Genomic DNA, 22,173 nt, shown 5'->3' on the forward strand with positions numbered 1-22,173 from the left:
CGTCACTTCACCCGGCCATGAAACTATTTTAAGCCTAAAATAATTTCCCGCAAGTCCCCCTCGCTGGATTGGCTCCAGATAATTGCAACCGGCTCAATCGCCCCTGAAGACCGGTTTGACCTTGTTGGCGAAAGCCTCGAAGGCGCGCTCGAAATCCGCCGTGGTCATGCACAGCGCTTGCGCCACGGCCTCCGCTTCGATCGCCTCCTCCACCGACATCGCCCATTCCATGGCCAGCATCCGCTTGGTCATGGTGTTGGCGAAGGTCGGTCCTTCCGCGACCTGCTTGGCCAGAACCTGCGCCTGGGGCAGCACCTGCTCCGGCGTGACGATGCGGCTGAAGAAACCCCAGCGCTCGCCCTCTTCCGCAGTCATGAACCGGCCGGTGTAGAGCAGCTCGGAGGCGCGGGACTGCCCGATGATGCGCGGCAGGATCGCGCAAGCGCCCATGTCGCAGCCGGCCAGCCCCACCTTGTTGAACAGGAATGCCACCTTGGCTCCGCTCGCCGCAAGGCGCATGTCGGATGCCATGGCGATGATCGCTCCGGCCCCGGCGCAGATCCCTTCGACCGCGGCGACGATCGGTTGCGGAGAGGCCCGCATCGCCTTGACGAGGTCGCCGGTCATGCGCGTGAAGGCGGTCAGGCCCTTGGTGTCCATCTTCACCAGTGGGCCGATGATCTCGAATACGTCGCCGCCGGACGAGAAATTGCCGCCGGCACCCGTCACGACGATGGACTTGACCGCGTCGTCGAAGGCGCAGGCGCGGAAGAAGTCGGTAAGTTCCCGATAGCTCTCGAACGTCAGCGGATTCTTTCGTTCCGGGCGGTTGAGCGTGACCGTCGCAACGCCGTCGACCACGGCGAGCAGGAAGTGCTGCGGCGAGTAATCCGCGAGCGGCACGGTAACGGGATTGGCTGGTCTGCTCATGGGATCTCCTTGGCTTTCTTGTTCCGTGCCTGTGCCAGGCAGCTAGACTTCGCCACCGGCCACCGCGATCGCCTGTCCGGTGATCGCGCTCGCGCCGTCCCCGCACAGCCAGAGAACCGCGTCTGCGACCTGCTGAGGCGTGACCAGGCGTCCTTGCGGATTGTGCTTCGCGAGCTCGGCAATCGCCTGCTCGCGGGTTCGACCCGTCTTCTTCATGATGTTGTCGATGCTCCCGGCGACGAGGTCGGTGTCGGTGAAGCCGGGGCACACCGCATTCACGGTGACGGTGCTTCCGGCCATCTCGAGGGCAAGCGAACGCACCAGGCCGATCACGGCGTGCTTGGCCGCTGCATAGGCGCTGACATAGGCATAGCCCTTGAGCCCTGCGGTGGACGCCACCGCGACGATGCGGCCGTAGGGACGATCCTTCATGCCCGGCAGCACGGCCTGGACGGCATGCACGACGCCCATGAAATTGACATCCATCATCCGGCTGAAGAGCGCGCTGTCCGATTTTGCGAACGGCGCCGATTCAGCGCTGCCCGCATTGGCAATCAGAATGTCGATCGGCTTGCGCGCACTTGCCCCGGCGATCGCGGCCTTCAGAGACGTCTCGTTCGAGACATCAGCGACAACCGCAAAGTGCGCGGCGCCTGCATTGACCGCCTCGTCGAGAACCGCCGCGCTCCGGCCAAGCACGGTCACGGTCGCACCGGCACTGACGAGAGTGGACGCGATCGCCCGGCCGATACCGCGCCCACCACCGGTGACCAGCGCGTGCGGCGAATGCGGCAACCCGGACATGCACTGGCTCCCTCGGCTCTCGTGATCGCGTTTCCGATATATTTTAACCTTCAAGTTTTTGCAACGAAAGCGGCGATCGGCCGGCGGGTTGCCGCGAGGAAGACGGCCCGAAAATTGCTTTAAGTATAAAATTATCGCTTTCCATCCCCAACAGGCCTGTTAGCATCGAAGGGGCCCAGCAGAAGGATGTCGCGTGTCGCAGCCTGAGCCAATGATAACAAAGGACGGACGCTTCGCCTACGAAGCCGCGGGCGATCCGGGCGCGATACCGCTGATCTTCCTGCACGGCATCGGCGGCGCGGCGCGGGCCTGGCGGCGGCAGCTCGCCACATTCGGCGACCGTTTTCGCGCGATCGCATGGGACATGCCTGGTTATGGTGGATCGGCGCCGCTTGCGAGCGTCAGTATAGCTGCCCTGGCGGAGGCGCTGCAGCAATTCATCGCGCAACTCGGCGTCAGCAGGCCTGTTCTGGTCGGCCATTCCATCGGCGGCATGATCGTTCAGAAGTGGCTGGTTCAGTCCCCCAAGCTGGCACGCGCAGTCGTGCTGGCGCAGACCAGCCCTGCGTTCGGAAAGGCGGACGGCGACTGGCAGAAATCATTCATCGCAGCGCGACTAGGACCGCTCGATCGCGGGGAGACGATGAAGTCGCTGGCGCCTTCGCTAGTGAAGGAGCTCGTCGGCGACGATCCCGATCCAAACGGGATGGAGGTTGCCCGCGAATGCATGGGGAGCGTGCCCGAGGCGAGCTATCGCGCCATGATGCTGGCTCTCATCGGCTTCGATCAGCGCAGCACGCTTGGAAATATCTCCGTCCCGACGCTGCTGCTGTCCGGCTCAAAGGACAACAACGCGCCCGCGCCTATGATGGCCAAGACGGCGACCTTTATTCCAGGGGCTGAATATGTCGAACTGCCTGGCGTCGGCCATCTCGCCAATCTCGAACGTCCCGAGGCCTTCGACGAAGCTCTCGGGCGGTTTCTGAACTCTCTCGCGACGAAAGCGTAAGGTGACAGCGCGATGACCATGCAAGTCAGCAAGACGATTGGCACGACCAATAAGGTCGCGCTGGATGCGCCGATCTTCGACCCTGTCGCATTCCGCTTGAGCGACGAGCAGGCCGATATCGTCACGCGCGCTCGCGAAATCGGCCAGAGCGTATTCGCGGCGCGCGCCGCGGCCTATGATCGCGAGGCGACGTTCCCGACCGAGAATTATCGTGACCTTCATCGCGTCGGCCTGCTCGGCATCGCCGTGCCCAAGAGGCACGGCGGCCTCGGCGCCGATTACCAGACCTATGCCCTGGCGGCAGCCGAGATCGGCCGCTATTGCGGCGCGACCGCGCTGACCTGGAACATGCACGTCTGCTCGACGCTGTGGTCGGGACCTCTCGCCGACGATCTGGACATGGATGCGGAGATGCGCGCCGAGCACGAGCGGCGGCGCGCGATGCATTACAAGCGCATCGTCGAGGACGGCGCGATCTATTCGCAGCCCTTCTCCGAAGGCGGAGCTGCCGCTGCCGGCGGCGTTGCTTTCGGCACCGAAGCGAGGCCGGTCAAAGGCGGCTGGATCGTCAACGGCAAGAAGATCTTTGCCTCGCTCTCGGGCCACGCCGATTATTACGGCGTGCTTTGCACCGAGATCGAGCAAGGCGAGAAGGCCTCGCGCCGCAATACGCTTTACCTGGCGATATCAGCCACATCAGAAGGCGTCTCGGTCGTCGGCGACTGGGATCCACTGGGCATGCGCGGCACGGTCTCACGGACGCTGCTGTTCAAGGATGTGTTCGTTCCGGAAGATTCGGCGCTGATGCCGCGCGGCGTCTATTTCCAGGCCGCCATGCGCTGGCCGCATATGTTCCTGACGCTGTCGCCGACCTATATGGGCCTGGCACAAGCCGCCTACGACTTCACCGTGCGCTACTTGCGCGGCGAAGTCTCGGGCATGCCGCCGGTCAAGCGCCGCATGTACCCGACCAAGCAGATCGCGGTGGCGCAGATGCAGATCAAGCTGGAGCAGATCAAGGCAATCTGGTTCCAGGCCGTGACCGAGGCGCGAGCCAATCCGAGCAAGGAGCAGGTGCTCCGCGCCTATGCGGCGCAATATTCGGTGATGGAGGGCGCTAATGAGCTCGCCGCGCTCGCGATCCGCACCTGCGGCGGTCAGGCCATGCTCAAGTCACTGCCGCTGGAACGGATCTATCGCGACAGCCGCTGCGGCTCGCTGATGCTACCCTGGACCGCCGAGCTCTGCCTCGACCGGATCGGGCGCGAAGCGCTGTACGAGGCCGGCGAAACGGACGACTGACCGTGGACCTCTGTAGCCTGATCGACCGCAACGCGGCGTTCGCGCCAGACAAGACGGCAATTGCCTTCGAGGGCAGGCGGCTGACTTACGCGGCATTCGCCGCACGGATCGAACGGACCGCGACAGCCTTGAAGCGGGAGCTCGGCGTCGGCCGTGGCGACCGTGTCGCGATTCTAAGCCTGAACCGGCCGGACTATCTGGTTCTGCTCTACGCCTGCGCGCGGCTCGGCGCGATGCTGGTGCCGCTGAATTGGCGGCTGGCCGTCGCCGAGCAGCTGTTCATTCTCGGAGATGCCGGTGCCAAGGTCCTGGTGTTAGAGCAGGCATTTTCCGGAGTGCTTGCCGGACTGGGGAAGACCGCGGTGGGGACATCCATCGTCGGCCTCGACTTCACGCCGCCTCGGGGCACGACATTCGAAGATTTGCTGGCCCGCGGTCACGGCACGAGCCGAAATCCACACACCGACCTCTCCTGCCCGCTGCTCATCGTCTACACATCAGGCACGACGGGACGACCAAAGGGCGCGGTGCTGCGCCAGGAGGCGTTGTTCTGGAACGGCGTCATGAGCCAGCACATGCACAACATGACGTCCGACGACCACGTGCTGACCGTACTGCCATTCTTCCACGTCGGCGGCCTCAACATCCAGACCACGCCGGCGTTGCAGCTGGGCGCGACCGTCACGGTCCATGCGCGCTTCACGCCGGACGCCGCGCTTGCGGCTATTGAACGGGAACGACCGACGCTCACGGTGCTGGTTCCTGCGATTCTCCAGGCGATGAGCGAGCATCCTACCTGGGCGACCGCTGATCTCTCATCCCTCAAGGCCGTCGCCACCGGCTCGACCATCGTGCCGCCGCACCTGATCGAGCGTTTCGTCGCGCGCGATGTGCCCGTGCTTCAGGTCTATGGCTCGACCGAAACCTGCCCGATCGCCGTCTACACGCGGCTCGGCGGCGATCTTTCGCGCGCGGGATCGACCGGCCTTGCCGGCCTGTGCTGCGAGGCAAAGGTGATCGACCAGGCCGGCGACGAACTTCCCGCGGGCACGCCGGGCGAAATCGCGGTGCGCGGCCCCAACGTGTTCTTCGAATATTGGGGCAACGAGGCCGCAACGCGCGATGCGTTACACGACGGCTGGTATCGCACCGGCGATATCGGCCTGTGCGATGCCGACGGCTATTTTTGGGTCCGCGACCGCAAGAAGAACCTGATCATATCGGGCGGGGAAAACGTCTACCCGGCCGAGGTCGAGCGCGTTCTGCTCGAACATCCAGATGTCAGCGAATGCGCGGTGATCGGCCGGCCGGACCCCCGCTGGGACGAGGTGCCGATCGCCTATGTCATTGCGAGATCCGGCTGCCGGCTCGAAGCGGACGAATTGAGGGCGCATCTTCAATCTCAGCTCGCACGCTACAAGGTTCCGCGCGAGATCGTCTTCGTCACCGATCTGCCGCGAACGGCGCTGGGCAAGGTCCAGCATTTCCTGCTGAAGCAACTTGATGCGCAGTCCCGCGCGCAAGGAGAAGTATCTTGAAGATCGCAGTTCTGGGTGGGGGAAACGGCTCTTTCGCGGCCGCGGGCGATTTTGCGCTGTCGGGGCATGAGGTGCGGCTTTGGCGCCGCGATCCCGATCAGGTCGCGGCGCAGCGCGCCGCGGGAACGCGCATCCTGGTCAAGGATCACAATGGCCGTCACGACGTGAAGCTCGCGCTGGTCACGACCGACATCGCCGAGGCTGTCAACGGCACGGAGCTGATCCTGTGCCCCGCACCCGCCTTCGCTCAGCCGGATATCGCCCGTGCGCTCGCGCCGCATTTGCGGGACGGTCAGGTCGTGTTTCTGCCGCCGGCGACGTTCGGCTCGATGATCTTCGCCCAAGCGGCCCGAGATGCCGGCAACCATGCCAAGGCGAGCTTTGCCGAGACCGGTACGCTGCCCTGGTTAACCCGCAAGCACGGAGCGTTCGAGGTCGCGATCATCATTCGCGCCAAGCGGCTTCCGGTGGGCGTGTTCCCGCTCGACCAAGCACAGCACGCGCTCGAAATCATCGGACGCGCTTTCCCGGGCGTCATCGAACCGTGCGGAGATGCGCTGTCCGGTGCACTGATGAACGCAGGCCCGATCATCCATCCGCCGTTGATCGTGATGAATGCCGGCCCGATCGAACATTTCGAACGCTGGGACATTCACAAGGAAGGCACGCAAGCCGCGATCCGGCGGGTCACCGACGCGCTCGACGCGGAACGGATCGGGGTGCGCGAGGCGCTCGGCTACGGCGCGCCACATTTCCCGCTCGCTCACCATTATGCGAGAGAGGGCGAGATCTGGATGTATGGCCGCGGTTCGCATGACCGTCTGACCGACTCCGGCGACTGGCGAGAGCGAATCGTGCTGACCGAACACCGCTACATGCGCGAGGATCTGCGGCTCGGGCTGTCGCTGCTGGTGTCCGTAGCGGGCCTGGCTGGCGTAGCCACGCCGCTGGCCAAAGCATTTCTCTCGATCGGCGGCGCTGTCTGCGGCGAAGATTTTGCGCAAGGCGGCCGAACGCTCCAGACGCTGGGACTCGGAGATCTCAGCAAGACTGAATTGCAGACGCTGCTCCGCAATGGATTCTGATCAATGACCAGTCGCGCCAACATTGCCTGTCTCGGGGCCGGACGCATGGGGCGCGGTATCGCCGTCGCCTTCGCCTACGCCGGGCACAAGGTCACGATGATCGACGTCAAGGCTCGGTCCGCGACGGACTTCGTCAAGCTGGAGGCGGACGCACTCGGCGAAGTCAGGAAGACCTTCGCCAGCCTGTCAAAGCTGGGGCTGCTGACCGAGGCGGATGTTGATCCGCTGATTGCGCGGGTCTCGGTGGTGCCGGCGAACGAAAGCGGTGCAGCGTTGGCCGAAGCCGGCATGGTCTTCGAAGGCGTTCCCGAAGTCGTCGAACTCAAGCGCGAAGTGCTGGGGACGGCGTCAAAGCAGATCGGCCCTGACACGATAATCGCGTCGACGACCTCGACCATCCTCGTCGACGATCTCTCGGGCGCGATCGAGAATCCGCGCCGCTTTCTCAATGTGCACTGGCTCAACCCGGCCTATCTCATCCCGCTGGTCGAGGTTTCGCCCGGCAAGGCGACGGACCCGGCCGTCATCGACGAAGTCAAGACGCTGCTCGAAGGCATCGGGAAGGTGCCGGTGGTCTGTGCCGCCACACCGGGCTTCATCGTTCCACGCATCCAGGCGCTGGCGATGAACGAGGCCGCTCGCATGGTCGAAGAAGGCGTTGCCAGCGCGGAAGAGATCGACAAGGCGATCCGCTACGGCTTCGGCTTCCGCTACGCCGTGCTCGGCCTGCTCGAATTCATCGACTGGGGCGGCGGCGACATCCTCTACTACGCAAGCAGGTATCTGGAAGGCGCGCTCGGCAGCGAACGCTATCGAGCGCCGGACGTCATTTCACGCAACATGCATGAGGGCCGGATCGGCCTGCGCACGGGCGCAGGCTTTCTCGATTATTCCAGGCTCGACGTCGACGCCTATCGCGCGAAACGGCTTCAGGCGATGGTCGACCTGCTCCGGCACTTCGGACTGGCGCGCCCCCCGGTGCTCGACCGCAGCTAGCCAAAGACGTCCTGGAGCACGCCCTCCCGGACCACGGGAACGCCATCGAGCTCGATGGTCGTGCCCATCATCGGCAGATCGAAGTGACCGGCCGTGTAGCGTCCGGCGAATTCGTTCGCGCCGGTCGAGAACAGGAAGTTGCCTGAAACAGCGCGAATCTCGGTCCCGTTGGTGTCGCGCTGGTCGTACATGGATAGCGCCTCATAGCGCGCACCGGGATTCATGCCGAAGCCGACATGCGACACGGCATAGGCTTCGCGATCGCCCCAGGCGGCGAGATAGGCGCGCATCATCGCGGCATCCGTGCCCTCGCCTTCCAGCTCGACGACATAATCGTCCTTCAGAGTCATCTTCACCGGCGAGGTCAAGTAGCGCTTGAAGGTCAGGTTGATGTCGCCCGGCGCCATCACCAGCGTGCCATTGATGGTCCCGCTCTTGGGGAAGCTGACGACGATGCCGCCGGGCCAATGCGCGAGCGTGCCGGGCTTGTCGGTCCAGCCCCACACACCGACCGTCGACGCGCCGACCATGTCCACGTCGAGCGCCGTGCCGGCCTTCGAGGTGACACGCATGCGCTTCGTTCCGCGCAGCATCTTGGCCGCGGCACGAACCCGTTTCTCGAGCGCGGAATCCGGCACCATCCGCTCCAGCGCCTCGGGATGTTCGTTGGAAATCACCAGGATCCGCGCGCCGGCTTTGAGGATCTCCGGCGTCTCGACCGCATGCATCAGTCCTTCGATGGTGCAATCCACCACGAAGCCGGCCTGCTGAAGCGCCGTGATGACTGGACCAAGCTTTTTGATCGCCTCGCTCGCCCCGGTTGAGCGGACCGGAACGACATGCCGGTTACGCGGTGTCGGCATCACCACATGAAACGGCCGCGCCCCCATCCGCAGCAGGGCCAGCTCCGCGAGATGCACGTTCAGCGCGCGCGACTGGGTTTCCGAGAGGATCGCTGCAGTATCGCCGGCCTTGACCGCGCATCGCTCAAAGATCTCGCAGAATGCGTCGATCCATTTTGCCTCGATGCGATCAGCCAGCATGGTTCTCTCCCGGTCTTCAGGATTCTTGTTAGTTACGCTTCGGGAAAGCCCCGGAGCAAGTACGAGCGCGCGGCTCCCAGCAGGCCGTTCAGGATCAAGCCCAGCAGCGAGATCGTGATCAGCGGCACGAACATGTCCACGGCCTGAAAGGTTCGGGCCGCTGTCACGAGTGCGTGCCCCAGTCCGTCCGTCGACGTGATCATCTCGGCCAGAAACACCACGATGCACGAAATGACGAGGCCGATCCGGCATCCGGTCAGGATCGACGGCATCGCTGCCGGCAGCACCACCTTCAAGAGGATTTCATGGCGCGGCGTTCCTGCCGCCATGGCCGACCAGATGAGCTTCTGCTCGACGGTCGAGGCGCCGTAATAGGTGGAGAGCAAAATGGGAAAGAGCGCGTCCGCAGCCACCAATGTGACCTTCGATCCGTGACCGAACCCGAGCAAAAGCAGGAGCGCCGGATAGAGCGCAACCTTGGGCAGTGGGGCCAGTACACGAACGATCGGCCGAACCACGGCGTTGATCGCGGGACTGGCGGCAGCCGCGATACCGATGCTCACACCAAGCACGACCGCAATCGCGAACCCGGCAAACAAGCGGATCAGCGTTGCCGCGATCTCCTGCTGAAACGTCAATGTCACGAACTGTTGAAGTAGCCGGCTGAAGACGAAGCCAGGCGGCGGCAGCAAGACCGCGGGCGCAAAGCCGAACGACACCAAGCCTTGCCACAAGGCGATGATCAGCGCGATCGGCGCGATCCCGAGCACAAGGTTAGAGGGGAACTGGCGCGACATCATGAGAAGCTCAGCGGCATATCGAACTGCGGCTCGGACCAGCGCACTAGCCTGGCGCGGACCCGCTCAAAGATCGCGTCGAGGCAAATACCCATCGCCCCCACGATGATGATCATCGCAAAGACTGTGTCGTATTGGCCCATGTCGAGCGCGTTGAATAGGATGTTCCCGGCACCGGACTGACGGGCAATCATCTCGCTGGTGATCATCGTAATCAGTGCCAGCACCAACCCTGTACGACACCCCGTCAGAATTTCCGGCAGCGCCGCCGGCAGCACGATACGCACCAGACGCTGCATCGGCGACAGCCCCATCGCGGCGCCCGACCACAGCATCTTCTCTTCGACCGCCTTGGCGCCTTCGAAGCTGTGATAAATCACGGGCAGGCTGACGCCGAGGAAGATCACGAGCGTCTTCGTGATGTCGCCGACGCCGAGCCACAGCATGATGATCGGCATCAAGGCCGCTTTCGGCACCGGATAGATCACCATCAGGAGCGGATTGAAGAAGGCCGCAACTGCGGCGCTACGTCCCATCAAGAGGCCAAGCGGAATCGACACCAGCACGGCCGCGCCAAATCCCATCGTCATGCGCCGGAGCGAGGCCAGAATATTGATCAGGGATTCCTTGTCGCCAAGGATGTCCGGAATCGCTCTGATCGCTCCGATCGCAGTCGGAAAGCTGTCATTCTTCAGCGCCAGTGACGCGACCTGCCACACCACCAGCAATCCAATGCAGGCGAGCACCGGGGCAGCGCGCTTGGTCATGCCGGCCGACGACGTCATGCGGGCACGCCCCCATCGTCGCTCTCGTCGAACATGCGCTCGATATCGACGACGTACTTCTGGTAACGCGTGTCGAGCAACAGCTCGTTACGGCGGCGGGGGCGCGGCAGGTCGATGTCGATGACCTGCCGGATTCGGCCGGGCGATTTCGACATCATGACGACCTTGTCCGAGAGGAAGACGGCTTCATCGACCGAATGGGTGACGAACAGCACCGTCTTACGGTCACGCTCCCAGATATTCAGAAGATCGTTCTGCAGGCGCGTCCTGGTGTGAGCGTCGAGTGCCCCGAACGGCTCGTCCATCAGCAGCACTTCGGGATGGTAGGCAAGCGTCCGCGCCAGCGCCACGCGCTGCTTCATGCCGCCCGACAGCTCCTTGGGATAGAAGTTCTCGTAGCCCTTGAGGCCGACCATCTCGATCAAGGCCCGGCTCTGCGCTTCGGCCTCGGCGGCGCGAATCCCTTGCTGACGCGGCCCATACATCACGTTGCCGAGCACGGTCTTCCAGGGAAACAGCGCAAACTCCTGGAAAACCGGTCCGCGATCCGGACCGGGGCCCTTGATCGCCTGTCCCTTCATCTTCGCCGCGCCGCTGGTTGGACTGACGAAGCCGCCGACGATGTAGAGGAGTGTCGACTTGCCGCAGCCGGACGGGCCAAGGATGGAGACGAAAGCTCTCTCCTCGATCCTCAGCGAGATATCCGACAGAGCAACATGATCTTTGCGTGCCGAGGTCTGAAAGACCTGCGAGACGCGGTCGATCTCGATGATTGCGGAAGCCGGGCCTTGTTGCGTCACCGGTCTCACCCATTCGCTCGATCTCGCGGATAGTACCGTCATCCCGTCTTCCGTCCCACTCGCACGAGGATTCAGCGGCACGAGCTTAGCAAGAAGCCTGCCAGAAAGGCTGTCATTTTCGCACCCGTGCGGTGCGTCATTCGAACCACGGCCATTCTGCCGGACCCTCATGCGTCACGGCTCCGCCCGGCGCCTGCCCAACCAGCCGCGCGTATTTTGCCAGCGCACCTGCACGGTGGCGTGGCGGGCGGGGCTTCCAATCGCGTCGCCGCGCGGCGAGCTCCTGTTCCTCGAGCAGGATATCCATCCGCCTATTTGCGGCGTCAATCCGAATCCGGTCACCATTGCGGACGAGCGCCAGCGGACCGCCAACAAATGCCTCGGGGGACACGTAGCCGATGCACATCCCGCGGGTCGCGCCGGAGAACCGGCCATCGGTGATCAGCGCCACTTTTTCACCCATGCCCTGCCCATAGATCAGCGCGGTGACGCCGAGCATCTCACGCATGCCGGGTCCGCCGACCGGCCCCTCATTGCGGATCACGAGCACCTCGCCTGCCTTGTAATTGCGGTCACGAACAGCAGCGACGCAGGCTTCTTCATCCTCGAAAACACGCGCCACGCCTTCGAAGAACTGGCTCTTCAAACCCGCGACCTTGATCACTGCTCCATCGGGACAGAGGTTGCCCTTCAGCACCGCGACGCCGCCGTCAGGCATGATCGGCGCGCGAGCCGCGTACACGACCTCTCCGTCGGGCGCGTCGGCCGCACCATACTCTTCGGCAAGCGTGCGGCCGGTGATGGACAAGCAGGCGCCATCGATATGACCGCTCTGGATCAGCTCGCGAATGATGACCGCAGCGCCGCCGATATCGTAGACATCCTTCGCCGTATACTTACCTCCAGGGCGCAGATTGCCGATCAACGGCGTCCTGGCAAAGACCTCACCCACGTCATCGATGCTGAATGCAATCCCGGCCTCATTCGCGATCGCCGGCAGGTGCAGCGCGGCGTTGGTCGAGCCGCCCGTCGCCGCCACGATCGCCGCTCCGTTCTCCAGGGATTTCCGCGTCACGATATCGCGCGGCAGCGGCCCGCCGCGGTCCAGCATCTCCATGATCAGTCGGCCGGCGCGTCGCGAAATCTGCGCACGCTCCGCATAAACACCGGGCACCATCGAGACGTTGGGAATGGTCAACCCCATCGCCTCGGAGACCATTCCCATGGTGTTCGCGGTGAACTGGCCGGCGCACGCACCGATCGTGGGCAAACACGCGCGCTCGATCCGCTCGAGGGTGGCGCCGTCGATCTCGCCAGTCATGAAGCTGCCGACCGCCTCATAGGAATCGAGCACCGTCAGCGTCCGTCCATCCACGCGGCCCGGCAGCGAGCTGCCGCCATAGATGAAAATGGAGGGCACGTTGCAGCGGACCATGCCCATGATCACGCCAGGAAGCGTCTTGTCGCATCCGCCGTAGCCGATCAGCGCGTCGTAGGCCAGCCCATGGACCACGGCTTCGATCGAATCGGCGATCAGCTCCCGCGAGAACAGGGAGAACTTCATCCCCTCATGATTCATGCTGATGCCGTCGGACACCGAAACCGTCGAGAACTCACGCGGTGTACCGCCGGCCTCCTCGATTCCAGTCTTCGCTGCAGCTACCTGGAAGTCGTGGGTCATGTTGCAGGGCGTCTGCTCGCCCTTCATGCTGACGATGCCCACCATCGGCTTCGCAATCGCAGCGTCGTCGAGCCCCATGGCGCGCATGAATGCACGATGCGGCGCTCGGTCGAGGCCGTCCGTGGTGACCCGTGATCGCAACTTCTTCATTTATGCATCTTCTTCATGCAGCGTTCCGGATGATCCGGAATGCCACTATGTAACGTTCGGCAATTCGCTCCGTTTCTATTGCAGCGGCGCGACGATCGTCGGATGCTTGAACTGTGCGACATCCAGCTTCGGCAGCATTCCTGTCTCCGCATAGATATCCAGCATCTTCTGGATCGCCGGGAAGTTCGGCGCTGCGCCTGGGTCGCGGCCGAAATCATTGTCCTTGAGCAGGTAGGTCTCGAGCACCGGGATGGGCGCTTTCAGCACTTCATTGACGACCTTGAGAGTCTCCTCGCGGTTCGCGAGTGCTTTCTTCATGCCCGAGGTAATATCGCGGACATAGGCCTTGACCAACTCGGGATTCTTGTCGACGAAATCGGCACGGCAGGCTTCCAGGATGTGCACGATGTTCGGCATGGCCTGGGAGAGCGAGAACAGCTTCCTTGTGCCGCCCTTTGCCTCCGCGCGCGCAGCAAACGGCTGGTTCATGTTGACCGCGTCGACGCGGCCTTGGCGCAGCGCGTCCTCGGAGACGGCAAAGCCGACCTCGACCAGCTTGATGTCCTTGGCCGGATCGACGCCATTCTGCTTCAAGAGCAGATTGAACGGCCCTTGCGTGCCGCCACCGATCACGGAAATGCCGACCGTCTTGCCCTTGAGATCCGCGATTGTCTTGATGGGCGAGTCATCCATGACGGCCCAGTAGACCGAGAAGCCGCCGGGCATCTCGAAAACGTGTTGCGCCACGATATAAGCCTTGAGATTGCCGCCGACGACACCGTTGGAGAGCGAGAGCGGCGCCTGCGTCGCGCAGTCCAGTGCACCGGCCGCCAGGGCCTGCGTCATCGGCGCGGTGCCCTGGAATTGGGTCCATTCGATGTTGTAGGCCTTGCCGAGATTGGGAAATTCGGCCGGCCTGCGCATCATCCAGTACTTGGACTCTTCCGCGGGGATGGTCCAGCCGACGCGGATCGTCTGTTGCCCCCATGACGGGCTTGCGCCCGCGCTGACGGCGGCTGCCGCCCCCAAAGCCAGGATCCACTTCGAAACGGTTCGCATCGTGCCACTCCGCTGCTCCGGCGCCGACCGGCGCCCCCAACCCGACCGCCTCAAATGTTTCATGGTTCAAACAATCAGGCAAGCCATGCGGGGTGGGCGGTCTTGCCGGTAGTTAGGCAATGTATGGTAAAGCGGCGTCTGCGACAGAAGGAGGCAACCTATGGCTGACGACAGCAAGGCAAACCCGCAAGCACCGAGAAGCTCGGCTATCTCGGCCTGGGACTCATGGGAACGCCGATGACCCGACGCCTGCTGAAGGCCGGCTATCCGGTCGCTGTCTGGAATCGCTCAGAGGGCAAGGTGGCGCCGCTCGTCGAGGCTGGCGCCAAGCACGTGGTCACGCCCCGAGAGCTCCTGGCGAGCTCGGATATCGTCTTCATGTGCGTGACGGATGCGGCGGCGGTGGAGGAGGTAATCTTCGGGGCCGAAGGTCTGGCAGCCGCCCCTGGCGCGGGCAAGCTTGTGGTCGACTTCTCGTCAATCCATCCAGATGCGGCGCGCGACCTCGCAACGCGATTGAACGACGCGAACGGTGCGGGCTGGATCGATGCGCCGGTGTCCGGGGGCACCAAGGGCGCCGAGGAAGGCACGCTCGCCATCATGGCGGGCGGAGCAGCCGGCGACATCGAGAGGGTGCGGCCCTACGTGCTGGCCATGGCGCGCAGGTTTACGCATATGGGCCCGATCGGCGCCGGCCAGACCACAAAGCTGTGCAACCAGGTGATCGTCGGGTGCGCGATGGCAGTGCTCGCGGAAGCAACCCGCCTTGCCGTGAACTCCGGAATTGACGCCAACCGACTGCCCGAAGCGCTCGCCGGCGGCTTTGCGGATTCCATCCCACTCCAGCTGTTCGTGCCGCGGATGGTCAAGGGCATTCACACCCCGCCGCTCGGCCACATCGCCACGATGCTCAAGGACCTTGATACGGTGGCCGATGTTGCACAGGCAACCTCGACGCCGGTGCCGATGGCCGCGCTTGCCGGACAGCTTTTCAGGCTGGCTAAGGCCGCACGAGGTGCGGACGCGGACGCGCTGGAGATTTACAAACTTTCGGCGGCAGAGTGCAAAGCTGTATAGGGGCGCGTTACGGCAAGTTCTTGCGCTCATCGTCGGCCATGAAGCGACCGAACGCCCCTCGCGCAAAGAGCAGCGGCTCCTTCGCATTGTAGGTATATGCCTCGACCGCGCCGAGAAAGATCACGTGGTCACCGCCATAATAGCGATTCACGGAGCGGCATTGAAAGTTGGCGACGCTCTCGGCGAGCACTGGCGCGTTGCCGAGGCCAGGGGTCCAGTCGACGCCGGTGAACTTGTCGTCCGACGACTTGGCGAATTTGTTCGCAAGCGCCTGTTGCGAAGCGTCGAGAACGTTGACGCAGAAATGGCTGGCGTTCTGGAAGACGGTCAAACTCGAGGAATAGACGACGAGACTCCACAGAACCAGCGGGGGATTCAGCGAGACCGAGGCGAAAGAATTGCATGTCAGCCCGTACGGCCTGCCGTCGGGCGCTGCCGCGGTGATGATCGTCACGCCGGTTGCATAGGTTCCGAGCGCGTTGCGAAAGTCTCGAGGATCGATCTGCGAGCTGTCGCTCGCGAACTCGTTGGCGGGATCCGGAGCGCGAGGCTGCTTCGGCAGGTCATTCATCGGCCGGCCTCACAGCGTGAGATTCTCGGAGGGTAGGCCGAGCGCCACCCGTCCGTAGTTGGTCCCGGCCGCATCGAAGTTGAACGCGAGATGTGAGTTGATCGCGTGCGCATCGCGGAACTGCCGCTGCAACACGCCGCTCGTGAACAGACCACGCGCGCCGCTCGCGGCAAACAGCATCGAGACCGCGTCCGTGCACAAGTTCACGGAAAAGGATCCGTCGCGGCGATATCTGGTCTTGGTCGCCATGTCAGGAATATGGCCGCGCTGTGCGTCCTCCATTGCATCGAGACAGACCGATCGCATGACCAGGCGCGCAGCGTCGATCTTGGCCGAGGCCTCGGCAATCTTGATTTGCGTGCTTTGAAAATCGCTCAGCTTGGCGCGGTTGTAGGTCGAAATACGATGACGTGCGACCTCCGTGTAATCGTCAAGGCACGCCTGTGCATTCCCCAGTGCGACACCGGAGAGGACGTAAGGAAATAGTGAGAAGACAGGCAGCGTGTACAGAGGATTCGGATTGACCGCGCTTCCCGGCGTCGGGCCACCTGAGAGGTCCCCCACGGCGACCGTCATATGGTCAGCCACGAAGGCATCCCTGACCTCGACGTCGCAAGATCCTGTCCCGCGCAGTCCGGCGACATTCCAGGTGTCCAGCACCTTGTAATCGCCGCTCGGTAGTAGAAAGATTCGATACTCGATGCCGTCGGCATCGTCGTCGGAATAGACCACGCTCGCAAGCATATTCCATTCGCAGGAGGCAACGCCCGAGGAGAATGGCCAGCTGCCATGCAACTGGTATCCGCCCTTGACCCGCGTGGCGCGTCCGGCGGGAAAAATGAACGAGGACGCGATCAAAGTATCCGGATTGCGGCCCCAGACCAGATCCTGCGCCCGTCGCTCGAACATGCCGAGCATCCAATGATGGCTCGCCAGATTGGCGAGATTCCAGGCGACCGACGCATCCGCCTGCCCGAGCAGCTCAGCGCAATCGACGAGAGCGACATAGTCGAGCTCAGCGCCACCAATCCGGGCCGGCTGGAGCATCCGGAACAGGCCGGCCTCATGAAGATCTGTCTCGGTTTCCGAGGGCAGATGCCGCAGCTCCTCCGTCCTTGCCGCCCGCTCACGTAGTCGCGGAAGGAGGCTCCGGGCCTTCGCGATCATGGCCGCATAGGCGCCCTCTCCGGCCTCCGGCCCGGTAGACCGCCTCATGCTCGGCTTTCGATCCGGCGCCATTCGTGTCCCTCGATTTCACATACTTATGCGGCCGCCCCTCCGCCAAATCAAGCCGATGCAGCCCGCATTGCGACGCATCGATCCCCACCCTGCGCCAATGCCCTGTGCCTGGGACCTCCTTAGGCTCACACCGGCGTAGAGGTCTTGCCGGAGCCAAAAGCACCCTTCTGGGCAAATTCCTTGATCCGGCGTTCGTCGTACCTGAGGATATTTCGCAAGACGTCTTCGGTATGCTCGCCCAACAGGGGTGCCGCGACAGGATCGATCGTGCCGGTCAGGCTCATCGTAATCGGCGGCTCGATGTTGGGCACCCACTCGGCTGTCGGATGCGGAATCCGGTTCAAGCGATGGCGCTCGCGAGCCTCAGGGGCATTGAAGCCCTCCTCGACCGTCCTGAGATAGCCGACCGGAATATTGGCAAGCTTCATCTTCGCCATCCAGTTCTCGAGAGTATCGCTCGCGAAGACTTCGGCAATGGCTGCCCGCAGCAGCTCCTTGTTCTCCGAACGAGCTTTACGCGTCGCAAACCGCGGATCGGTGATGAGATCGGGGCGATTCAGCACCTCGACCACAAGCCGGCGATAGAGCCGGTCGTTGGCGCAGGCCATGTAGAGCGGCCCGTCAGAAGCCTCGTAGACGCCGACGGTGGGAGACCCGCTCGGCGAATTGCCGAAACGGCCGGGGTTTTCGCCGTTGATGAGATAGGCCATGCCGTAGAAACCGGTCATTCCCATCGCGACGTCGAACAGGGCAACTTCGACATGCTGCCCCCGGCCGAGCCGCTCCCGCGCCAGTAGCGCCAGCAGGATGGCGTTACAGGCAGACATCCCCGTCGCGATGTCGACGATGGGCGGGCCAGTGCGAACCGCCGGGCCGTCGGCAAATCCGTTGAGCGACATGAAGCCGCTTTCCGCCTGCGTGATGGGATCGAAGCCTGGCCGCGAGGCAAATGGTCCGCTGCGTCCGTAGGCGGAGATCGAGCAATAGACCAGCCGCGGGTTGAGCGGCGCGACCGATTCATAGTCCAGCCCGAATTTCTTCATGACCCCGCTCGAAAAATTCTCCACGACCACATCTGCCTTGCGGATCAGTTCCAGCGCGATCTCGCGCGCCTCGGGCACGGCAAGATCGAGCGCGATGCCGCGCTTGTTGCGATTCAGGCTGAGAAAGGCGGCGCTCTCGCCTCCGATCTCGGCGTGCTCATAGGCGCGCGTATCATCGCCGCCATCGGGATTCTCGATCTTGATGACACGCGCACCGTAGTCGGCGAGCGTCTGGGTGCAGGCAGGGCCGGCGACCACGCGCGTGAAATCGACGACCAATAGACCATCGAGCGCGGTCGGTCCTCCCGTCCCTTGCGAGGCACGTACCGGCAATTGAGGCTTGGTGGGCATCGATCGCGCTCTCCCTTACATCGGCTTATGGCCGCCGAATTTTTCTGCAAGAGCAAACTTAAAGCCCGGCGCTGCCGACTTCGCAAGTCCCACGCCGACATCGCTTCAATACGCAAAAAGGACCCGGCAGCCCTGGGGCTGCCGGGTCCTAGCGCGTTCCGTGCGGCGGCAAACCTGCTCAGTGCAGCCACTTCCGCCAATAGAGCGTATGCGCCCAAGCCCAGGGGGTCTCGGGCTCGAACAGCCGATAGCCCGCCTGAATGAAGTTGTTCGCCGAAACCGGGTTGTCGGTCGTATCGGAGACGATGCTGTCCCATCCCATACGCCGCGCCCTCGCCTCGACCACACGCATCAATCTGCGCTGAAGGCCGTTCCAGCTTGCCCAGAGCTCGGAGTCCTTGGCCCGGATCGTCGGCCGCAGCAGCGCGAGGCTGCGCGCGCTCAAGGATTGCGCCTCGTCGATCCAGGCGATGCGAAACCCTTCCAGCGATTTGATCGAGTCGGCCGTGTGATCCTGAAGCCCGCGGAAGATGATCAGCCCGCCTCCGGGCGTCTCGATCTTGTCGCTGAACAACTTGAAGCCATGTCCGAGCCCGAGGCTTGCGATCTTGCCTTCGATCAAGCGCTTCGACGATTGCGCCAGCGTACGCTGCGCCTCTCGGATGCAGACCGCGAGCGTGCCGCGCTCGGCCTGGCAGGTCTCGACCAGGAGCTCGCCGAAGAAATGCGATTTACCCGAGCCGCGTCCCCCGTAAACGCCTTTGTAGCGCGCAGGTTTCAGCAGCGGCTCGAAGATCTTGGCCGTCGGAATTTTCAGAATCGACACCGGATGCCCTCGTTCGCAAAGGCATCAAACGAAAAACCCGCGACGGATTTCATCCGCGCGGGCAATACCAACTTCTGTCGATGATGCCATTCTGCCAGTGTTTTGCCCGACGGGTCAATGGTCAATCGAGGCGCGATTGCAGGTCGGAATCTCCGCCATCTCGAGCGTCGTGACGGCATCACCGCCAGTCGAGCTCGGCGGATGCACGATGATGCGCTCGATCCGGTGAATCAATTCCAGCACTCCGTCCTGGCCGTTCTCGACCGGCTGTGCGGCCTTGCCCCAGCCGCGATCGAGGATGGCGTTGGCGGCCGAGACGCGCGCCGCCGGCGTCGCATCTTCGCTGCGCATGATGCCGACGAGCACCCTGATGGCGGTTCGGGTGTGGCTGCGCGCGAGCGAGCGGATTTCGGTCAGGTTGCGCGCCCGCGACGTCTTCGCACGCGCGGGCAAGCGGGCTGGCGCAGGCTCGGGCTCACATGCGATGATGTCTTCGCTCACGAAAACATCTCCCACAGCACGATGGCAACGAGGCCCGCGACGGCCAGCGATATCAGGTAGGCGGTCATCATCTCTCCTTGTCACGAAAATGCGCGGCAGATCGCGCGGCGAGGCGCGATCGTTTCGGGCGCGAACCCTATCTCCGTTGAACCCGGAGACCGCAGCGGCGCAGGCAAATGCCCGGCGCCGCGGGCCGGCACGTTCGCGCGTGCACGGCCAGCAATAGGTTCGGACGACGGCGCGCCGATCGGCGTTATTCAAGCGAGTGCGTGGCCGCAATGCGCCGCCGCCGTCCGATTCCGAAATCGAGAACGAAAAAACCCGCAGCGGATTTTGTCCCGCGCGGGTGAACCAAACTCGTCTCGATGATGACATGATGCCGGTGTTTTGCCCGACGTGTCAAACCTCGTGTTTTGCGTGATACGCATCGCGCGAAACGAACATGAGAAGCGCACAGGAAAAAGCCCGCCGCAGACTGCTCCGCGCGGGCTCGATCATACTCTTTTCGATGATGCCATTCTGCCAGTGTTTTGCCCGACGTGTCAAACGAACGAATTCGCACAAGCCGCGTTGGACAATCAGGAGCGACCGGTCATGACCATCAAGACACCCTCACCCGGCACATCGCCAAGCAACACGTCGCGAAATCGTCCGCTCTCAAAGCCGCGCATCGACAAGGAACACGCCACGCCGCGAGCGGTCGTCGAAGACGCCGACGAGACGGAGGATGATGGCCGCAATCTCGCGCATGGCGAAGGCGGCAGCATCGATCTGCCCACACAACCCAGCGATTTGGCGAAGGACGATTAGGCGGCCGCATCAGCGGCGCACATCTCGATGATGCCATTCTGCCGGTGTTTTGCCCGACGCGTCAACGCGGCCAACGCGGAAAAGGGCAAGCCCTTCCTCCCAGCTTGATATGTGGTGCGCAAGGGGCTTGCTTCAAGCCCCCGCCCCTGCCGTAGAAGCCGTGACCCAGCCAACGCCATCGAGGGGGTCGCGACATGCCTGTATTGCTTCCAAGGTCCCGCCTGGGCCACGCGGCGCATCGCGCCGGCGCGAGCGCCGATCATGCTGTCATCATCGCCGGCGCCGGCCCGACCGGCCTGATGCTGGCCGCCGAGCTCGCGCTGGCGCATGTCGACGTCGCAATCGTCGAACGGCGCGCGAGCCAGGACATCGCCGAGACGCGCGCCGGCGGACTGCACGCGCGCAGCATCGAGATCCTCGATCAGCGCGGCATCGCGGGTCGCTTCCTGCGCGAAGGGCAGATCACCCAGCTCGCCGGCTTCGCCTGGACCAGGCTCGACATCGGCGATCTCCCCACCCGCCATCCTTACGGGCTCGCGCTGCGGCAGAACCACATCGAGCGCCTCCTCGCCGAATGGGCCGCCGAGCTCGCGGTGCCGATCTATCGGAGCCGCGAGGTGACGGGCTTTGCCGAAGACGCGAGCGGCGTCGAGGTCACGCTGTCCGGCGGCGAGCGCCTGCGCGCACTTTATCTGGTCGGCTGCGACGGCGGCCGCAGCCTGGTGCGCAAGAGCGCCGGCATCGACTTCCCCGGCTCGGAGCCGACGCTCAGCAACCTCATGGCTGAGGTCGAGATGCGCGAGGCGCCGGCCTTCGGCCTGCGCCACGACGCGCTCGGCTTCCACGGCCTCAGCAAGACCGAGAGCGGGCGCGTGCTGGTCGTGCTGACGGAGGCAAATCTCGCACACGACGGCGAGCCCTCTTTAAGCGATCTCAGCGCGGCGCTCAAAGCCGTCTACGGCACCGATTTCGGTGTGAAAAATCCCGCATGGATCTCCCGCTTCACCGACGCGGCGCGGCAGGCCGCATCCTATCGCAGGGGCCGCGTGCTGCTCGCCGGCGATGCCGCGCACATTCATCATTCCGTGGGCGGCCAGGGCCTCAACCTCGGTGTGCAGGACGCGGTCAATCTCGGCTGGAAGCTGGCGCAGGTGGTGAAGCGCATCTCGCCCGAAAACCTGCTCGACACCTATCACAGCGAGCGCCATCCCGTGGCCGCGCGCGTGCTGAAAAACACCATGGCGCAGATCGCCCTGCTCCGCCGCGGCGACGACGGCCGCAGGGCCGCGCGCGAGGTGATCGCCGAGTTGCTCGCCATGGACGAGCCGCGCCGGCGCCTTGGCGCGATGATGAGCGGGCTCGACATCGCTTACGGTCTCGGCGAAGGCCACGCGCTGCTCGGCCGCCGCATGCCCGATCTCGATCTCGTGGTCGACGGACAGAAGCCGCGAATGTTCACGCTGCTGCACGGCGCGCGCGGCGTGCTGCTCAATTTCGGCAAGCCGGGCAGCATCGACATCGCGCCCTGGGCGGATCGCCTCGCGATTGTCGATGCCGATTGCGACGGCCCCTGGCAGCTTCCAGCCATCGGAGCGGTCGCGGCGCCGAGCGCCGTACTGGTGCGGCCCGATGGCCATGTGGCCTGGGTGGGCGAGGAGAGCCAGCGCGGGCTTGAGGAGGCGTTGACGCGGTGGTTCGGGCCGGGTGGCGCGTGACGCACGAACGTCTCTGCGCCGCCAAAACTAACAAGCCCGCGGTAGACCCGCGGGCTTGTTG

Annotated in this window: 20 protein-coding genes and 2 pseudogenes; 8 read left to right on the forward strand and 14 right to left on the reverse strand. The window is 63.9% G+C overall.

Annotation, left to right across the window (positions count from 1 at the left end; translation table 11 throughout):
• Nucleotides 1–93: 93 nt before the first annotated feature.
• Together HZZ16_RS12420 and HZZ16_RS12425 are read right to left on the reverse strand one after the other, a co-directional pair.
• A complete protein-coding gene (locus tag HZZ16_RS12420; protein WP_197948736.1) occupies nucleotides 94–930 on the reverse strand; it encodes an enoyl-CoA hydratase family protein in 837 nt (278 codons plus the stop codon).
• A gap of 42 nt (nucleotides 931–972) precedes the next feature.
• A complete protein-coding gene (locus HZZ16_RS12425) occupies nucleotides 973–1,734 on the reverse strand; it encodes an SDR family NAD(P)-dependent oxidoreductase (protein WP_197948737.1) in 762 nt (253 codons plus the stop codon).
• A gap of 193 nt (nucleotides 1,735–1,927) precedes the next feature.
• Here HZZ16_RS12425 and HZZ16_RS12430 point away from each other — a divergent pair, with 193 nt between their 5' ends.
• Genes HZZ16_RS12430 through HZZ16_RS12450 form a run of 5 tightly spaced genes read left to right on the forward strand, consistent with a single transcriptional unit; the run spans nucleotide 1,928 to nucleotide 7,664 of the window.
• Nucleotides 1,928–2,743 (forward strand): alpha/beta fold hydrolase, encoded by an 816-nt coding sequence (locus tag HZZ16_RS12430; RefSeq protein ID WP_197948738.1) that lies wholly within the window; start codon nucleotides 1,928–1,930, stop codon nucleotides 2,741–2,743.
• A gap of 12 nt (nucleotides 2,744–2,755) precedes the next feature.
• On the forward strand, nucleotides 2,756–4,045 hold the full coding sequence (locus tag HZZ16_RS12435; RefSeq protein ID WP_197948739.1) for an acyl-CoA dehydrogenase family protein: 1,290 nt from the start codon (nucleotides 2,756–2,758) through the stop codon (nucleotides 4,043–4,045).
• A gap of 2 nt (nucleotides 4,046–4,047) precedes the next feature.
• The gene (locus tag HZZ16_RS12440) at nucleotides 4,048–5,583 is read left to right on the forward strand and encodes a class I adenylate-forming enzyme family protein (RefSeq protein ID WP_197948740.1); all 1,536 of its coding nucleotides are present in this window, start codon (nucleotides 4,048–4,050) and stop codon (nucleotides 5,581–5,583) included.
• Nucleotides 5,580–6,668 carry an NAD/NADP-dependent octopine/nopaline dehydrogenase family protein gene (locus HZZ16_RS12445; protein WP_197948741.1) on the forward strand — a complete coding sequence of 363 codons (1,089 nt, stop codon included), beginning with the start codon at nucleotides 5,580–5,582 and terminating at the stop codon, nucleotides 6,666–6,668. Before HZZ16_RS12440 ends, HZZ16_RS12445 begins: the two co-directional genes overlap by 4 nt.
• A 3-nt stretch (nucleotides 6,669–6,671) precedes the next feature.
• A complete protein-coding gene (locus HZZ16_RS12450; protein ID WP_197948742.1) occupies nucleotides 6,672–7,664 on the forward strand; it encodes a 3-hydroxybutyryl-CoA dehydrogenase in 993 nt (330 codons plus the stop codon).
• Here the strand turns inward: HZZ16_RS12450 and HZZ16_RS12455 are convergent.
• The 6 genes from HZZ16_RS12455 to HZZ16_RS12480 all read right to left on the reverse strand — a co-directional run bounded on the left by HZZ16_RS12455 (nucleotide 7,661) and on the right by HZZ16_RS12480 (nucleotide 13,979).
• Nucleotides 7,661–8,707 carry a 2,5-dihydroxypyridine 5,6-dioxygenase NicX family protein gene (locus tag HZZ16_RS12455; protein WP_197948743.1) on the reverse strand — a complete coding sequence of 349 codons (1,047 nt, stop codon included), beginning with the start codon at nucleotides 8,705–8,707 and terminating at the stop codon, nucleotides 7,661–7,663. The genes HZZ16_RS12450 and HZZ16_RS12455 overlap by 4 nt on opposite strands.
• Before the next feature lie 32 nt (nucleotides 8,708–8,739).
• Nucleotides 8,740–9,507, reverse strand: a complete 768-nt coding sequence (locus HZZ16_RS12460; protein WP_376707564.1) for an ABC transporter permease — start codon at nucleotides 9,505–9,507, stop codon at nucleotides 8,740–8,742.
• Nucleotides 9,504–10,289, reverse strand: coding sequence for an ABC transporter permease (locus tag HZZ16_RS12465; protein ID WP_197948744.1), 786 nt, complete (start codon nucleotides 10,287–10,289; stop codon nucleotides 9,504–9,506). Before HZZ16_RS12465 ends, HZZ16_RS12460 begins: the two co-directional genes overlap by 4 nt.
• Nucleotides 10,286–11,131: an ABC transporter ATP-binding protein gene (locus tag HZZ16_RS12470; RefSeq protein WP_197948745.1), complete on the reverse strand. Its 846-nt coding sequence runs from the start codon at nucleotides 11,129–11,131 to the stop codon at nucleotides 10,286–10,288. Before HZZ16_RS12470 ends, HZZ16_RS12465 begins: the two co-directional genes overlap by 4 nt.
• 94 nt (nucleotides 11,132–11,225) lie before the next feature.
• Entirely contained in the window at nucleotides 11,226–12,920 is a 1,695-nt protein-coding gene (ilvD, locus tag HZZ16_RS12475; RefSeq protein ID WP_197948746.1) for a dihydroxy-acid dehydratase, read from the reverse strand.
• A 75-nt stretch (nucleotides 12,921–12,995) separates the two neighbouring features.
• The gene (locus tag HZZ16_RS12480) at nucleotides 12,996–13,979 is read right to left on the reverse strand and encodes an ABC transporter substrate-binding protein (RefSeq protein ID WP_197948747.1); all 984 of its coding nucleotides are present in this window, start codon (nucleotides 13,977–13,979) and stop codon (nucleotides 12,996–12,998) included.
• A gap of 225 nt (nucleotides 13,980–14,204) precedes the next feature.
• Here HZZ16_RS12480 and HZZ16_RS12485 point away from each other — a divergent pair, with 225 nt between their 5' ends.
• A complete protein-coding gene (locus tag HZZ16_RS12485; RefSeq protein WP_311974128.1) occupies nucleotides 14,205–15,056 on the forward strand; it encodes an NAD(P)-dependent oxidoreductase in 852 nt (283 codons plus the stop codon).
• A gap of 7 nt (nucleotides 15,057–15,063) precedes the next feature.
• On the opposite strand, the gene HZZ16_RS12490 is transcribed toward HZZ16_RS12485, so the two are convergent.
• From HZZ16_RS12490 to HZZ16_RS12510, 6 genes and pseudogenes are all read right to left on the reverse strand, one after another.
• The gene (locus HZZ16_RS12490; protein ID WP_197948748.1) at nucleotides 15,064–15,627 is read right to left on the reverse strand and encodes a flavin reductase family protein; all 564 of its coding nucleotides are present in this window, start codon (nucleotides 15,625–15,627) and stop codon (nucleotides 15,064–15,066) included.
• A gap of 9 nt (nucleotides 15,628–15,636) precedes the next feature.
• The gene (locus HZZ16_RS12495; protein ID WP_376707565.1) at nucleotides 15,637–16,842 is read right to left on the reverse strand and encodes an acyl-CoA dehydrogenase family protein; all 1,206 of its coding nucleotides are present in this window, start codon (nucleotides 16,840–16,842) and stop codon (nucleotides 15,637–15,639) included.
• Between the two features lie 149 nt (nucleotides 16,843–16,991).
• Nucleotides 16,992–18,260, reverse strand: coding sequence for a CaiB/BaiF CoA transferase family protein (locus HZZ16_RS12500; RefSeq protein ID WP_197948750.1), 1,269 nt, complete (start codon nucleotides 18,258–18,260; stop codon nucleotides 16,992–16,994).
• 178 nt (nucleotides 18,261–18,438) lie between these two features.
• Nucleotides 18,439–18,630: pseudogene (locus tag HZZ16_RS38275) on the reverse strand (GNAT family N-acetyltransferase); the annotation flags it as partial.
• A pseudogene (locus tag HZZ16_RS12505) lies at nucleotides 18,631–19,086 on the reverse strand (phage terminase large subunit); the annotation flags it as partial.
• Nucleotides 19,087–19,200: 114 nt separating this feature from the next.
• Nucleotides 19,201–19,587, reverse strand: a complete 387-nt coding sequence (locus tag HZZ16_RS12510) for a hypothetical protein (protein WP_376707566.1) — start codon at nucleotides 19,585–19,587, stop codon at nucleotides 19,201–19,203.
• 594 nt (nucleotides 19,588–20,181) lie between these two features.
• Between HZZ16_RS12510 and HZZ16_RS12515 the strand changes: the two genes are divergently transcribed.
• Both HZZ16_RS12515 and HZZ16_RS12520 read left to right on the forward strand, forming a co-directional pair.
• A complete protein-coding gene (locus tag HZZ16_RS12515) occupies nucleotides 20,182–20,397 on the forward strand; it encodes a hypothetical protein (protein ID WP_197948752.1) in 216 nt (71 codons plus the stop codon).
• Between the two features lie 194 nt (nucleotides 20,398–20,591).
• A complete protein-coding gene (locus tag HZZ16_RS12520; protein WP_197948753.1) occupies nucleotides 20,592–22,112 on the forward strand; it encodes an FAD-dependent monooxygenase in 1,521 nt (506 codons plus the stop codon).
• Nucleotides 22,113–22,173: the final 61 nt, after the last annotated feature.

The organism is Bradyrhizobium glycinis, assembly GCF_016031655.1.
Lineage (GTDB): Bacteria > Pseudomonadota > Alphaproteobacteria > Rhizobiales > Xanthobacteraceae > Bradyrhizobium > Bradyrhizobium glycinis.